General features: G+C 72.3%; 13 protein-coding genes and 4 tRNA genes. 7 read left to right on the top strand and 10 right to left on the bottom strand.

The window, feature by feature from the left end; translation table 11 throughout:
- Positions 1-33: 33 nt before the first annotated feature.
- The 9 genes from HCN52_RS14805 to HCN52_RS25480 form a co-directional block, all read right to left on the bottom strand.
- A tRNA-Gly gene (locus HCN52_RS14805) sits at positions 34-106 on the bottom strand.
- A 211-nt stretch (positions 107-317) separates the two neighbouring features.
- The gene (locus HCN52_RS14800) at positions 318-920 is read right to left on the bottom strand and encodes a response regulator (protein WP_168088915.1); all 603 of its coding nucleotides are present in this window, start codon (positions 918-920) and stop codon (positions 318-320) included.
- Between the two features lie 70 nt (positions 921-990).
- On the bottom strand, positions 991-2499 hold the full coding sequence (locus HCN52_RS14795) for a sensor histidine kinase (RefSeq protein ID WP_312876705.1): 1509 nt from the start codon (positions 2497-2499) through the stop codon (positions 991-993).
- Positions 2500-2707: 208 nt separating this feature from the next.
- On the bottom strand, positions 2708-3559 hold the full coding sequence (locus HCN52_RS14790; protein ID WP_245175162.1) for an ABC transporter permease: 852 nt from the start codon (positions 3557-3559) through the stop codon (positions 2708-2710).
- The gene (locus HCN52_RS14785; protein WP_168088912.1) at positions 3559-4566 is read right to left on the bottom strand and encodes an ABC transporter ATP-binding protein; all 1008 of its coding nucleotides are present in this window, start codon (positions 4564-4566) and stop codon (positions 3559-3561) included. Before HCN52_RS14785 ends, HCN52_RS14790 begins: the two co-directional genes overlap by 1 nt.
- A gap of 172 nt (positions 4567-4738) precedes the next feature.
- Positions 4739-4811 (bottom strand) — tRNA-Gly (locus HCN52_RS14780).
- A gap of 86 nt (positions 4812-4897) precedes the next feature.
- Positions 4898-4969 (bottom strand) — tRNA-Gly (locus HCN52_RS14775).
- Between the two features lie 87 nt (positions 4970-5056).
- Positions 5057-5128: transfer RNA gene (locus HCN52_RS14770), tRNA-Gly, on the bottom strand.
- Between the two features lie 349 nt (positions 5129-5477).
- Complete coding sequence (locus HCN52_RS25480) at positions 5478-5795, bottom strand: histone-like nucleoid-structuring protein Lsr2 (RefSeq protein ID WP_167974573.1); 318 nt, start codon at positions 5793-5795, stop codon at positions 5478-5480.
- Between the two features lie 347 nt (positions 5796-6142).
- On the opposite strand from HCN52_RS25480, the gene purS reads away from it, so the two are divergent.
- The 6 genes from purS to HCN52_RS14735 all read left to right on the top strand — a co-directional run bounded on the left by purS (position 6143) and on the right by HCN52_RS14735 (position 11717).
- Complete coding sequence (gene purS / locus HCN52_RS14760) at positions 6143-6421, top strand: phosphoribosylformylglycinamidine synthase subunit PurS (protein ID WP_168088911.1); 279 nt, start codon at positions 6143-6145, stop codon at positions 6419-6421.
- Positions 6418-7095: a phosphoribosylformylglycinamidine synthase subunit PurQ gene (gene purQ, locus HCN52_RS14755; protein ID WP_168088910.1), complete on the top strand. Its 678-nt coding sequence runs from the start codon at positions 6418-6420 to the stop codon at positions 7093-7095. The genes purS and purQ overlap by 4 nt, the downstream gene beginning before the upstream one ends.
- Positions 7092-9341 carry a phosphoribosylformylglycinamidine synthase subunit PurL gene (gene purL / locus HCN52_RS14750; protein ID WP_168088909.1) on the top strand — a complete coding sequence of 750 codons (2250 nt, stop codon included), beginning with the start codon at positions 7092-7094 and terminating at the stop codon, positions 9339-9341. Before purQ ends, purL begins: the two co-directional genes overlap by 4 nt.
- A gap of 209 nt (positions 9342-9550) precedes the next feature.
- Positions 9551-10243, top strand: coding sequence for a hypothetical protein (locus HCN52_RS14745; protein WP_209314551.1), 693 nt, complete (start codon positions 9551-9553; stop codon positions 10241-10243).
- 462 nt (positions 10244-10705) lie between these two features.
- Positions 10706-11557 carry a helix-turn-helix domain-containing protein gene (locus HCN52_RS14740; RefSeq protein WP_168088908.1) on the top strand — a complete coding sequence of 284 codons (852 nt, stop codon included), beginning with the start codon at positions 10706-10708 and terminating at the stop codon, positions 11555-11557.
- Positions 11496-11717 (top strand): DUF397 domain-containing protein, encoded by a 222-nt coding sequence (locus tag HCN52_RS14735; protein WP_168088907.1) that lies wholly within the window; start codon positions 11496-11498, stop codon positions 11715-11717. The genes HCN52_RS14740 and HCN52_RS14735 overlap by 62 nt, the downstream gene beginning before the upstream one ends.
- 30 nt (positions 11718-11747) lie before the next feature.
- Here the strand turns inward: HCN52_RS14735 and HCN52_RS14730 are convergent, their stop codons facing one another.
- Entirely contained in the window at positions 11748-12479 is a 732-nt protein-coding gene (locus HCN52_RS14730; RefSeq protein ID WP_168088906.1) for a TetR/AcrR family transcriptional regulator, read from the bottom strand.
- Between the two features lie 133 nt (positions 12480-12612).
- Between HCN52_RS14730 and HCN52_RS14725 the strand changes: the two genes are divergently transcribed.
- Positions 12613-13569, top strand: coding sequence for an NAD(P)-dependent alcohol dehydrogenase (locus HCN52_RS14725; RefSeq protein ID WP_168088905.1), 957 nt, complete (start codon positions 12613-12615; stop codon positions 13567-13569).
- Positions 13570-13601 lie beyond the last annotated feature (32 nt).

Here is a 13601-nt window from a genome sequence, read left to right as displayed (position 1 = left end):
GGCCCGGTCCGTGAGGACCGGGCCTTCTCGCTGAGCGGACGACCAGGTTCGAACTGGCGACCTCAACCTTGGCAAGGTTGCGCTCTACCAACTGAGCTACGTCCGCGTGCCCCGCGCTTGCGCCCGGTGCAGAAGCAACTATACCCCCCGCCGGAGGGTGCTCCCGCCACCCCGTCCACCCCACCCGTACCGCCCCGCGCGCCGCGATCGGCGGGGCGCGGGGGCCGCCCCGCTCCGCCGATCGCGGCGCCCACCCGCGGTTCCCACGCCCGCTCGCCGCCCACCGGCCCGGCGCCCGTGCGGTGAGGCCCGCCGTCTCAGATCCAACCGTTCTCGCGCGCTATCCGCACCGCCGCGTGCCGGTTGTCCGCCTGGAGCTTGGCGACCGCCGACGACAGGTAGTTGCGCACGGTCCCGGCGGCGAGCGCCGCCCGCTCCGCGATCTCCGCGATCGGCGCCCCGTCCGCCGCCAGTTCCAGCAGTTCCGCCTCGCGGGTCGTCAGCGGCGAGTCGCCGGAACTGATGGCGTCCGCCGCCAGGTCGGGGTCCACGAACCGCTGACCGGCGTGGACCGAGCGGATGATCTCCGCGAGGCGCTGCGCGGAGACCGTCTTGGGCATGAAGCCCCGCACACCGGCGGCCAGGGCCCGCTTCAGGTGGCCCGGTCGGCCGTGGCCCGTGACGATCATCGTGCGGCAGGCGGGCAGCTCGGCCCGGATCGCGGTGGCCACCGCCACGCCGTCCGCTCCCGGCATCTGGAGGTCGAGCACCGCCACGTCCGGCCGGTGCGCCTTCGCCATCGCCACCGCCTCGGGTCCGCCGGCCGCCTCGGCGACGACCGTGAGGTCCTCCTCCAGCGCCAGCAGCGCCGCCACCGCCCCCCGGATGAGGTGCTCGTCGTCCGCGAGCAGCACCCGGATCGTGCCGCCGCTGTCGGCCCCCCGGTCGGCTGCGTCGCCCGTCCCGGTCCCGCCGCGCTCGGCCGGGCCCTCAGACCGTCGTGTCATCGTTCCGCTCCCTTTCCGTGCCACCACCGGTGTGCGCGCCGGCGGCGGTCCCCGCCTCGTCGTCGGCCGTCCCGCCGTCAGCCGCGGGGGCGTCGGCCACAGGACCCGTCCCGTCGTCGGCCGCCGCGTCGTGGTCCCCGACGCGACCCGTACCGACCGGCGTCGCCGTGGGCGGCGCGGCCGGCAGGGGCACGCGCCCGACCAGCACGAACGTGTCCCCCTCGCCCGGCTCTGCCCGGAGGGTGCCCCCCACCGTGGCGAGCCGCTCGGCCAACCCGGTCAGCCCGGAGCCGGACGCCGTGCCCGTCCGGGGCGTGGCCCCGTTGTTCTCCATCGTCAGCACCGCGGTTGCGGGCTCCGCCACCGCGCCCGCCGCCGCGTCGGCCGCCCTCCGACGGTCCGCCTGCCCGCCGCCGAGTCCGCGGCGCCCGCGCCGGCGCGGTGCCCGCTCCTCGGGGGCGGCCGCCGGCTCCCGCAGCTCCAGCCGGAGCGTGCAGCGCGTCGCCTCGCTGTGGCGCAGCACATTGGTCGCGCCCTCCCGGACCACCCAGCCGAGGGCCTCCGAGACCTCGCGGGGCAGCGGCGTGGGCGGCACCGGCGCCACGGAGCAGCGGATGCCCGCCGCCTCCAGCACGCCGCGCGCTCCGGCGATCTCCGCGTTCAGGTCGGCCGCGCGGTAGCCGCGCAGCACCGCCCGCATCTCCCGCTGCGACTCCCGGGCGATCCGCTGCACCTCGGCCATCTGCTCGCCGGCGGCGGGGGAGCCGCGCTGCGCGAGCTGCACCGCCAGTTCGCTCTTGAGCGCGATGACCGACAGGTTGCGGCCCAGCACGTCGTGCATGTCGCGGCCGAACCGCAGCCGCTCCTCGGCGACGGCGAGCCGCGACTGGGTCTCGCGCGCGGCGTGCAGCTCCTCCATGACGCGCAGGATCCATCCCGAACTGCGGAAGGTGAAGCCGACGAAGGCGCAGCCGCCCAGCGTCCACGCGACCGCGGACGCGAAGTCGTCGCCGGTGACGTCCAGGGCCATGAGCGACAGCCACGCCACCGCCGCCGGCAGCGCCGTGACGGCGATGCCCCGCCGGAGCGAGGGCAGCAGCATCGCCGGGCCGGAGAAGAACATCGGGAACCAGGCGAGGGTGAGCGCCGCCTCGGGGTTGGTCCGCCCGGTCGCCACCAGGATCAGTCCGTAGGCGACCGCGACCAGCGTCAGTGCCAGCAGCAGGTGGAACAGCCGGGACGGCCACGGGACGCCGTCGACGTAGGAGACCAACGCGCGGTGACCTGTGACCACGGTCAGCGCTACATGGGCCAGGCCGATGGCGAGCAGCAGCAGCCGCACCGGGAGCTCCGCGAGGTCGGCGATGGCGACGAACCACACGCTGACCAGCCACACCTCCAGGAAGTAGAAGAGGAAGAGCGCGGAGTAGGTGTAGTGCCGGACGTGCACCCGGCTTCCCCTGCCCCGGTAGCGCCGTAGCGCTGACACCACCTGTTGCACGTCTGCTCCTCGCTGGATCTCCACCACCGCCGGGCCCGCCGCCGCCTCCGCTACCGTCGCGACCGCCGTGCCCGGGGCGCCGACCGCTGCGGCGCCACAGGGCGTCTGCCCACTGCACCGTCCGACAACGGGTCGGACCCCCGCATGCCGGAACGGCTCCGGGGGACCGGGTCCGCCGGAGCCGTCGCGGTCGCCGCGTTCACTGACGCGGGTCCCACCGGAACCAGCGGCGCACGGCGTAGCCTGCCAGGGCCGTCCACGCGAGGGCCAGCAACAGGGCCCGGGTGACGTCGCCGCCGCCGGCGTCCAGCCATCCGGCCCGCACCAGGTCCATGACCGGGGTGAACGGCATGATCCGGAAGATGTCGGCCACGGTGTCCGGCAGGGTGTCCAGCTGGGTGATCATGCCGGAGGTCATCATCGCGATGAGGAACAGCGGCAGGGCGGTGATCTGCGCGCTCTCCACGGTGCGGGTGAACGCCGAGGTGACGATCGCCATGAGGACCATCATCAGCATGCCGAGGACGACGCCGATGATCAGCAGGTCGGGCCGGGCGGGCGCCGACAGCGAGGGGTGGGCGGAGCCGGCCCCGATGAGGACGGCGCACTGGATCAGTGCGAGCAGCACGGCCGGGACCGCGGTGCCGGTGAGAATCTCCGCGTCGGTTGCCTCGCCGGTCCGCAGCCGCTTCAGGACGCGCTCCTCGCGCCGTCCGACGTAGGCGGGGATCAGCGTGGAGTAGACCGCCATCAGCAGCACCATGCCGATGGCGCTGGTGCCGATGACCGCCGCCACCGAGAGGTTGCCGTCGCCGAGCCCGAGGGTGTCGCCGAGGGTGAGGAGGAAGCCGACCATGAGGAGCGGCATCAGCAGGGCGCCGAAGAGCGCGGAGCGGTTCCGGACCAGCAGCGTCAGCTCGGCGCGGCTGAGCGCGCTGAGCCGCCGCAGCGTGGTCCTGTCCGGCATCCGCCGCTTCGCGGCGGGCGCGCCGGCGGCCGGGGGAGCGGTGGTCGGGCGGTCGGTCGAGGGCTGCCGGGTCGTGGCACTCATCACAGGGCCCCTTCGTACTGCGGCTGCTGCCGGGCGATGTCGAGGAACGCCTCCTCCAGGGAGGCGGTGCGGGCGTTGAGCTGGTCGAGGACGACACCGTTCTGGCGGGCCCACAGCAGCAGCTCGGCGAGGTCGTCCTGGAGGTTCTGGGTGCGGATCTCGATCCGGTCCACGTACTCGGCCGCCCGCAGCGACACCGGCAGGTGCGCCGGCGCCACCCCGGCGGGGAGCCGGAAGGTGATGCGGCTGGGCTGCGCGGCGGTGACCTCGGCGGGGGTGCCGGCGTGGACGATGCGTCCCTCGTGCATGATCGCGAGCCGGTCGGCCAGCTTCTCGGCCTCGTCGAGGTAGTGCGTGGTCAGCATGATCGAGGTGCCGCTGTCGCGGAGCCGTCGGATCAGTGCCCAGGTCTGCTGGCGGGCCTCGGGGTCGAGGCCGGTGGTCGGCTCGTCGAGGAAGAGGACCTCGGGGTAGCCGAGGAGCGCCATCGCGAGGTCGAGGCGGCGGCGCTCGCCGCCGGACAGCATCTTCACCCGGGTGGAGGCGCGGTCCTCCATGTCGACCATCTCCAGCGCCTCCTGGATCGGCCGGGGCTCGCTGACGCAGCCGGACCACATGCGGGCGGTCTCGGTGACGGTCAGGTCGGACGGGAAGCCGCCCTCCTGGAGCATGATCCCGATGCGGGGCCGGACGGCGGCGCGGTCGGTGAGCGGGTCCATCCCGAGGACGCTGACCGTGCCGGCGGTGGGGGCGGCCAGGCCCTCCAGCACCTCGACCGTGGAGGTCTTGCCGGCGCCGTTGGTCCCCAGCAGGGCGAAGACCTCGCCGCGGCGGACGGAGAAGTCCAGTCCGCGGACGGCCTCGAACCCCTTGCCGTCGTCGCCGCCGCGCTTGCGTCCGAGAGCGGCCCCGGCGATCCCGGTGCCCTTCTTCTTGGCCCCGGCCGCCGAGCCGCCGCCTCCGTAGCGCCGTCGCAGCCCCGTCACTTCGATCACGTGCTCAGTCATGACTCCAGCTTCGCGGCGCCCGGAGCCCGGCGGCAGTGCACCGTGTCATGAGCTCCTATGACATATGTCAGAGCGCACGGCGGTGGGGCGCCGCCCGGGCCCGGCGGCGAGCCGTGGCGGGCATGCGGGAACGACGAAGGCCCGGTCCGTGAGGACCGGGCCTTCGTCGCTGAGCGGACGACCAGGTTCGAACTGGCGACCTCAACCTTGGCAAGGTTGCGCTCTACCAACTGAGCTACGTCCGCGCGCCCTCGCGAGGTGCGAGGACTCGACGGTCTGTGCGACCGGGCGCCGACGTCCCGCCCCCGAAGGGGCGGGACCGGCGAACCGGAGCGGGCGACAGGAATTGCACACTGCGCCTCCCCTTTGGAAAAGGGGCGCTCTACTACTGAGCTACGCCCGCAGGGAATCCACCGAGATGGAAACCGAGTGGTGGTCTGTGCGACCGGGATCGACGGAGAGCTCCCTGAGAAGCAATCCGGCGAACCGGAGCGGGCGACAGGAATTGCACACTGCGCCTCCCCTTTGGAAAAGGGGCGCTCTACTACTGAGCTACGCCCGCACGACCCCGGGTGGCTCGGAATTTCTTCCTTGCCCCTCGCGGCGTGTTCCAGACTCTAGCCGATCACCCGGGGTGGATGGCAAGTCGAGCCCGCTCAGGGGCTGTCGGGCTCGCGCGGCCCCGTCTGCCGGGCGGTCGCGGCGCGTTGGGCCGGACCCTTTCGGCGGGTGCGCGCCGGGGTGCGCCGGGCCCCGCCACGCCCCGGCCGAGGGGCGCCGGCCGTCCTTCCGGTCGGCGCGCGCCCGGCCGCGGACACGAGGACGCCCCGGCGCCGCGGCAGTGGTGTGCCACCGGCCGTGGGCCGTCGGGGGCACACCGCCGACTGCGGTGCCGGGGCGCCGTCGCCGCGTCAGTGGGCGGCGTTGAAGGCGTCGTAGACCTTCTTGGGGATGCGCCCACGTGCGGGGACGTCCATCCCGTTGGAGTCGGCCCAGGCGCGCACCGCGCGCGGCGAGGGGTCCACCGCGGTGTGCCGGTAGGACTTGCCGGACCGCGTCTGCTTGCGGCCGGCCGCGACGAACGGTTCCAGCACGGCGCGCAGGCGCTCGGCGTTCTCGGCGTTGAGGTCGATCTCGTAGGACCGGCCGTCGAGGCCGAAGGCGACCGTCTCGGCGGCCGCGCCCCCGTCGATGTCGTCGGAAAGTGTGACCACTACCTGCTGTGCCACGTGCACCGGTCCTTTCGGCTGCTCCGCGTCGCCCGCACGCGGCCGCCGGGACTGCCCGGCCGTCACGCGCAAGCGGCGGACATAAACATTCTTCGCTGCTCGTGCCCGGTGCTCCTCGGAGGACTCCGGCGCTATTTCGGGCCCGTTGCGCGGTACCTGGGGAATATCGCCGAGCCGTGCCGTCCACCGAGTTGTCCGGGCTACCTTCCTTTTACCATTATCGACCGTCGGAACGGCGTTCCGATACCCGACCGTGACCCGGTGCCCCACATATCTACCCGGGTAGATTTTCATCCCGGGTACGCTGAGCGAAGCAGCGTCAAGCACCAACACCACCGGGAGTACCTGTGGCTCGCGTCGTAGTCGACGTCATGCTCAAGCCGGAGATCCTCGACCCCCAGGGCCAGGCGGTGCAGCGCGCGCTGCCGCGGCTCGGCTTCGACGGGATCACCGATGTGCGGCAGGGCAAGCGTTTCGAACTGGAAGTGGAGGGCCCGGTCGATGATGCCGCGCTCGCCCGTATCCGTGAGATGGCGGAGAGTTTTCTCGCCAACACCGTGATCGAGGACTTCACCGTCCGCGTGGAGGAGTCCGCCGAAGGCACCACCGCCGGAGCCGCTTCGTGACCACCCGCATCGGAGTGGTCACCTTTCCGGGATCGCTCGACGATCACGACGCCCGCCGCGCGGTCCGGCTGGCCGGCGGCGAGCCCGTCGCCCTGTGGCACCGCGACCGCGACCTGAAGCAGGTCGACGCGGTCGTGCTCCCCGGCGGGTTCTCGTACGGCGACTACCTGCGCTGCGGCGCCATCGCCCGGTTCTCGCCGGTGATGGAGTCCGTGGTGGAGCAGGCGCGCGGCGGCATGCCGGTCCTCGGGATCTGCAACGGCTTCCAGGTGCTGTGCGAGTCGCACCTGCTGCCCGGCGCGCTGACCCGCAACGACCACCTGCACTTCATCTGCCGCGACCAGCGGCTGAAGGTCGAGAACGCCGGCACCGCCTGGACCTCCGACTACGCCGAGGGCCAGGAGATCACCGTTCCGCTGAAGAACGGCGAGGGCGGTTTCGTCGCCGACGAGCGCACCCTCGACGAGCTGGAGGCGGAGGGCCGGGTCGTCTTCCGCTACCTCGGCTCCAACCCCAACGGTTCCCGCCGCGACATCGCCGGCATCACCAACGCGGCCGGCAACGTCGTCGGCCTGATGCCGCATCCCGAGCACGCCGTGGAGCCGCTGACCGGCCCGACCACGGACGGCCTCGGGTTCTTCACCTCCGTTCTGAAGAAGCTGGTTCAGGCATGAGCGTCGACACCACCGAGCACGCCGCGAAGACCCCGGACGTCGAGCAGCCGTGGGCCGAACTCGGCCTGAAGGAAGACGAGTACGCGCGCATCCGCGAGATCCTCGGCCGCCGCCCGACCGGCGCCGAACTCGCCATGTACTCCGTCATGTGGTCCGAGCACTGCTCGTACAAGTCGAGCAAGGTGCACCTGCGCCAGTTCGGCGAGAAGGCCCCGGAGAACGACGCCATGCTCGTCGGTATCGGCGAGAACGCCGGCGTCGTCGACATCGGCCAGGGCTACGCGGTCACCTTCAAGGTCGAGTCGCACAACCACCCCTCGTACATCGAGCCCTACCAGGGCGCGGCGACCGGCATCGGCGGCATCGTCCGCGACATCCTCGCCATGGGCGCCCGCCCGGTCGCGGTCATGGACCCGCTGCGCTTCGGCGCCGCCGATCACCCCGACACCCGCCGGGTGCTGCCCGGCGTCGTCGCGGGCATCGGCGGGTACGGCAACTGCCTGGGCCTGCCCAACATCGGCGGTGAGATCGTCTTCGATCCCTGCTACCAGGGCAACCCGCTGGTCAACGCCCTGTGCGTCGGCGTGATGAAGCACGAGGACATCCACCTCGCCAAGGCGTCCGGCACCGGCAACAAGGTCATCCTCTACGGCGCCCGCACCGGCGGCGACGGCATCGGCGGCGTCTCCGTGCTGGCCTCGGAGACCTTCGACGCCGAGGGCCCCTCGCGGCGCCCGGCCGTCCAGGTCGGCGACCCCTTCCAGGAGAAGCTCCTCATCGAGTGCACCCTGGAGGTCTTCGCCGAGGACCTCGTCGTCGGCATCCAGGACCTCGGCGGCGCCGGGCTCTCCTGCGCCACCTCCGAGCTGGCCTCGGCCGGCTCCGGCGGCATGCGGGTCGAGCTGGACACCGTTCCGCTGCGCGACGCGACGCTCTCGCCCGAGGAAATCCTCATGAGCGAGTCGCAGGAGCGCATGTGCGCGATCGTGACCCCGGAGAACACCGAGCGGTTCCTGGAGATCTGCGAGAAGTGGGACGTCATCGCCACCGTCATCGGTGAGGTGACCGAGGGCGACCGCCTGGAGATCTTCTGGCGCGGCGAGCAGATCGTCGACGTGATCCCGGGCACCGTCGCCCACGAGGGCCCCGTCTATGAGCGGCCGTTCGCCCGGCCCGACTGGCTGGACGCGCTCCAGGCCGACGACGCCGCCCGGCTGGCGCGGCCCGCGAACGCCGACGCGCTGCGCGAGCAGGTGCTGGCGCTGGTCTCCTCGCCCAACCAGGCGGCGAAGACCTGGGTCACCTCCCAGTACGACCGCTACGTCCTCGGCAACACCGTGCTGGCGCAGCCCGAGGACTCCGGCATGATCCGCGTCGACGAGGAGACCAACCTCGGCGTCGCGGTCGCCACCGACGGCAACGGCCGGTACGCCAAGCTCGACCCGTACACCGGCGCCCAGCTGGCGCTGGCCGAGGCGTACCGCAACGTCGCCGCCACCGGCGCGGTGCCGCTGGCCGTCACCGACTGCCTCAACTTCGGTTCGCCGGAGGACCCGGCGGTCATGTGGCAGTTCGCGGAGGCCTGCCGCGGCCTGGCCGACGGCTGCCAGACGCTCGGCACTCCGGTGACCGGCGGCAACGTCTCGCTGTACAACCAGACCGGCGAGCAGGCCATCCACCCCACCCCGGTGGTCGGCGTGCTCGGCGTCATCGACGACGTCACCCGCCGCACGCCGATGGCGTTCACGGAGGACGGCCAGCTGCTCTACCTCCTCGGCGACACCCGCGAGGAGTTCGGCGGCTCGGCGTGGTCCCAGGTGGTCCACGACCACCTGGGCGGTCTGCCGCCCCAGGTCGACCTGGAGCGCGAGCGGCTGCTCGGAGAGATCCTCGTCAACGCCTCGCGCGACGGCATGATCGACGCCGCGCACGACCTCTCCGACGGCGGGCTCGTCCAGGCCGTGGTGGAGTCCTGCCTCAAGGGCGGCAAGGGCGCCCGCCTGGTCGTCCCGGACGGCCTGTCGGCGTTCACCTTCCTCTTCTCGGAGTCGGCCGGCCGCGCGGTCGTCGCCGTCCCGCGCAGCGAGGAGGTGCGGTTCAACGACATGTGCGGTGCCCGCGGCCTGCCCGTGACCCGCATCGGCGTCGTCGACGGCGACGCCGTCGAGGTGCAGGGTGAGTTCACCCTGACGCTGGCCGAGCTGCGCGAGGCCAACGAGCGGACCTTGCCGGAGCTGTTCGGCTGAGGTCGGCCGCCGGCCGACCGCGCCCCGGCGCCCTCCGCATTGCCGCGTGCCGGATGTGCCCTGAACACGTGCTGTCTGGCGATGCGTTCGACCGGCGACCGGCGGGGCGACCGGCGGTAGGTTGGAGCGCTCCCGGGTGCTGTCGAGCGCTCCCACGACACCCGCGGCGCGCCACCTCCTTCGAATGAATCTCCCGGCGGAAGAGAATCATGCGCTACTTACGTGTTCGCGCCATTCCGGTTGCAGTGTGCCTCCTGGCCGGTTTGCTGCTCGGCATAGCAGGTCCCCTGGCCGGGAAATGGGACGACCCCGTCGCGGTGGCCTTGCACCTGGTACTTTCCGGCGGTTGGTCCTGGGCAGGCTACGCGTTCCTGGTGGGCTACTTCAGCCGATCCAAGACCGAGTCGGCGCTGCTGTCCTCCTGCGGCCTGACCATCGGCGTGATCGCCTACTACCTGTACAAGCACATCAGTCCCCTCGTTCCCGTAGGGATGGAATACGCTGCCTCCGGCGGGGGGATCTCTTCGGTGATCATCATCTGGGGAGCGATGGCTTTCCTGCTGGGTGCGCCCGTGGGACTCCTGGGGTACCTGGCGCGCACGCCTGGCGTCCGCGGGCTGGCCTTCCGCCTGGTCGTCCCGTTCGTGGCCTTCTACGAGACCTCCATGCGGCTGGCTGTGGAGGCGGAACGGCAAGGTCCGATGGTGGGGGCGACGTGGCAGCTGATCCGGGTCGTCGCCGTCGCCGCTGCGTTTGCTCTCGTGGTTCACGCGGCGCGGAGCTGGTGGCAGGCCCGGCGTGCCCGTTCGTGGAGGCCGAGTGTCCACGTGGGTGAATCCACCGTGCCCATTTCGCACGTCCGGTCCGGTGCGATGACTGAAAGCCGGAGTGAACACGCGTAGGTCGACGCCGGGCTGCTCCGGTCTCCCGCCACATGAGATGCATTCTGGGCGCCCCTCTGGTGTCCCGCCGCGGTGGGCAATTCGGAGCGGTCATTCGCTGTCAGCTCGATCATGACGGTCGATCACGGGGCTTTCGTCTCCGGTGCGACAGAGGTCTGGGTTGGCTCCCGATGCTTTGACCTACTGCTGGAGTTTCGCTGGTCGTGCTGTCGAGGTCACCGTTCTCGGCGGCGCGAGGGTGGTGCACCGGTGTCCTTCGCGCTGCTGTATGCCCGGATGCGCCCGTGTAATCAACTCGTCTGCCCAGTAACGGAGTTGGGCCGCTGCTTGCGCTGGGAGGGCTCCCATTCGGTACAGCGCGGTGACCTCCCGCAGTGGATCGGACACGGAGCGCTGAGAGCCCTCCTAGGCTGACGGTCACCCCGCTGAGGGGACCACCGTCGTCATCGGGAGGGGACCGTCATGGCATCGCGAGAGCCGTACGCCGAGGAACTCCGCGCCCACCGGGAGCGCGCCGGCCTCACGCAGATCGAGTTAGGTGACCGGCTGCGGGTCCACGCGACGCTGGTCACTCACTGGGAGGCCGGGCGTCGCAAGCCGTGCCCGCAGGATGCCGAACGCCTCGACGAGATCTTCGACACCGGCGGGACCTTCCGCCGGTTCCTCAAGCGTCGGCCGTTCGCCGAGTACTTCGAGCGGGTCGCCTTGGCCGAGCAGGGAGCGAAGCGCATCGAGGAGTTCGCTCCCGCGCTCGTACCCGGGCTGTTGCAGACCGAGGCGTACGCCCGCGTCGTCTTTCGGACCTCTCGTTTCTCCTGGCGAGAGGAGGAGTTCGAAGAGCAGATCACCAACCGCATGGCGAGACAGCGGCTGTTGGGGAAGGAGCTGCCGGAGGCGTGGTTCATCCTCTCCGAGGCAGTGCTGCGGATCGTCGTCGGCAACCCTGCCCTGATGGCAGCCCAACTGGCGCACATCGCGGCGCTGGTGCGGCGGCACCGTGTCACGGTCCAAGTGGTTCCGTTCAGCCACGGCTCTCACGCCGCCATGGCATCCATGGTCACGGTTCTCAAGTTTCAGGACCAACCGGATCTCGCCTACGAAGAAGGCGCATGCACCGGGCGGGTGGCCGATGCCGATACGCCGGACCTGGTTCGGAAATGCCGTGACGCGTACGATCTGGCCAAAGCTGCGGCGCTGCCGCCGGCGGCGTCTCTGAGCCTGTTGGAATCCATCATGGAGGAGTACCGACGTCATGACGACTCCGTTCGACCCGAGCCGCGCATGCTGGCGCGCATCGAGCCACAGCAACGGTGACGGCGGTTCCTGCGTCGAGGTGGCGGATGGGGTGCCGGGGGTGCTGCCGGTGCGGGATTCCAAGGTTCCGGGCGGCCCCTTTCTAGTGATCCCGGCCGCTGCCTGGTCCGGCTTCGTCACCGCCGTCCGCGCCGAGGAAATCACCCGCCGCGCCGGCTGACGCGCGGCCGGAGCCACGGGCCGGGCGGGTTCAGTCCGGTGCGGCGACGCCGTGCACCTGGTCCAGCCGCAGCGGCGCGGGCGGCGGCAGCGGCGGGGCGCCCTCGGCACGGAAGCCCTGGAGCAGGTAGCCGACGAGCCGCCGCGTGGCCGCCAGCGCGACCTCCGGCGGCCCTGCGGCAACGCCGTGCTGTGCGAGGAAGAGCAGGCTGAGGTCCGAGAGGTCGAAGTCCGCGCGCAGCACGCCGGCCTGTCGGCAGCGGGACACCAGCTCCGCGAGCTGCGCCTCCGCGCGGTCCCGCTCCGCGTTGAAGTCCACGGCGCCGGGGAACCGGGTGTGGAACGCCGCCGCGCAACCGCGGTGGACCGCCAGGATGTCGGTCATCGTGTGGACGACGGTGCACAGCCCGCGCCACGGGTCGGGGTCGGTGACCGCCTCCTCGATCAGCTGGTGGCAGTGGTCGAGTTGCTGTCGGAACGCCTCGGTCACCAGCGCGGCGCGGGTGGGGAAGTGCCGGTAGAGCGTGGCGGGCCCGACCCCGGCGCGGCGGGCGACCGCTGTGAGCGGAGCGTCGATGCCCTGGGCGTCGAAGGCCTCGCGCGCGGCGGCGAGGATGCGTTCCCGGTTCCGGCGGGCGTCGGACCGGAGCCCGTCGCTCCCCTGTCGGTCGTTCCCCTGCCCCTCCTGCCCCTGCCTGTCGGCCGACGTACCTGTCCGGTCCGCCGTCGTGCCGTCCAGTGTCCGAGAGCGCTGATCAGCCATGACTCTCACTTTAACGAGAACGGAAGGTGTCGTCCGTTTCGCTGGTTAGCGTGGCGCAGCGGTCCCGTCGAGGGCCGTGCGCATCAGCCCCGGTCCGTGCCGACCGGTGCGGCGCCGCGAGACGGGACCGACCGTGACCGACATGGACGCAGTGCTCTTCGACCGCTACGGGCCGCCCGACGTGCTCCGCGTCGGACGGGTCGCCCGCCCGACCGCCGGGGCGGGTGAACTCCTCGTCCGGGTGCATGCGCTGGGGGTCAACGGCGGCGAACTCGCCGCGCGCTCCGGCCGCATCAGGCTGATGACCGGCCGCCGGTTCCCGCAGCGGCTCGGCATCGACCTCGTCGGAGAGGTGGTGGCGGTGGGCCCCGGGGTGGTCGGCAGGGAGCTCGGGGAGCGGGTCTGGGGAGTGCTCGGCCGCACCATGGCCTCCGCCGCCGCGTACGTGGCGGTCGCGGCGGACCGGACCGCGCCCGCGCCGGCCGCGCTCTCCGCGACGGAGAGTGCGTCGCTGGTCGCCGGGGCGACCACTTCTCTCACCGCGCTGAGCGCGAAGGCCGGGCTGCGCCCGGGGGAGCGGCTGCTGGTGCGCGGGGCGGCGGGCGGCGTCGGCAGCGTCGCCGTGCAGGTCGGCAAGCATCTCGGCGCCCGTGTCACCGCGCTGGCCAGTCAGGGCGCGCGGGAGTTCCTGACAGATCTCGGCGCCGACGAGGTCCTGGACCGGCGGAGCCACGGTCCCGCCGATCTGGGGGAGTTCGACGTCGTGCTGGACACCGTCGGTAGCGAGCACCGCGCGTTCCGGCGCCTGCTGGCGCCGGGCGGCCGCATGGTGGCGATCGCCCTCGACTACGCCAGGCTGCCCGCGGCGGTCGGCTACCTGCTGGCCTCCACCGTGCACGGGCGGCGCCGGGTCCGGTTCTTCAGCGGCGCCCCCGACACCGCGCTGCTGGCGCGGGCGGCGGAACTGGCCGAGCGGGGCGTGCTGCGGCCGGTGGTCGACACCGTCCACTCCCTCGCCGCCGTGGCCGACGCGCACCGCGCCCTGGAGGCGGGCGGCGTCCGCGGCAAGCACGTCCTCCGCGTCGCGTGACGTCCAGCGGGACGCGCCGCGCCACCACGGCC

Origin of the sequence: Streptomyces bohaiensis, assembly GCF_012033785.1 — a bacterium.
In the GTDB taxonomy this organism is placed as follows: Bacteria; Actinomycetota; Actinomycetes; order Streptomycetales; family Streptomycetaceae; genus Streptomyces; species Streptomyces bohaiensis.
Note: the sequence above shows the minus strand (reverse complement) of the source record. Positions and strands in the feature narration are given on the sequence as shown.

What these genes read in the sequence shown, in the direction of transcription:
- purL (WP_168088909.1), top strand. Translation starts at nt 7,092, where the DNA reads ATGAGCGTCGACACCACCGAGCACGCCGCGAAGACCCCGGACGTCGAG.
- HCN52_RS14745 (WP_209314551.1), top strand. Translation starts at nt 9,551, where the DNA reads ATGCGCTACTTACGTGTTCGCGCCATTCCGGTTGCAGTGTGCCTCCTG.
- HCN52_RS14735 (WP_168088907.1), top strand. Translation starts at nt 11,496, where the DNA reads ATGACGACTCCGTTCGACCCGAGCCGCGCATGCTGGCGCGCATCGAGC.
- HCN52_RS14785 (WP_168088912.1), bottom strand. Translation starts at nt 4,566, where the DNA reads ATGACTGAGCACGTGATCGAAGTGACGGGGCTGCGACGGCGCTACGGA.
- HCN52_RS14730 (WP_168088906.1), bottom strand. Translation starts at nt 12,479, where the DNA reads ATGGCTGATCAGCGCTCTCGGACACTGGACGGCACGACGGCGGACCGG.
- HCN52_RS14740 (WP_168088908.1), top strand. Translation starts at nt 10,706, where the DNA reads ATGGCATCGCGAGAGCCGTACGCCGAGGAACTCCGCGCCCACCGGGAG.
- HCN52_RS14790 (WP_245175162.1), bottom strand. Translation starts at nt 3,559, where the DNA reads ATGAGTGCCACGACCCGGCAGCCCTCGACCGACCGCCCGACCACCGCT.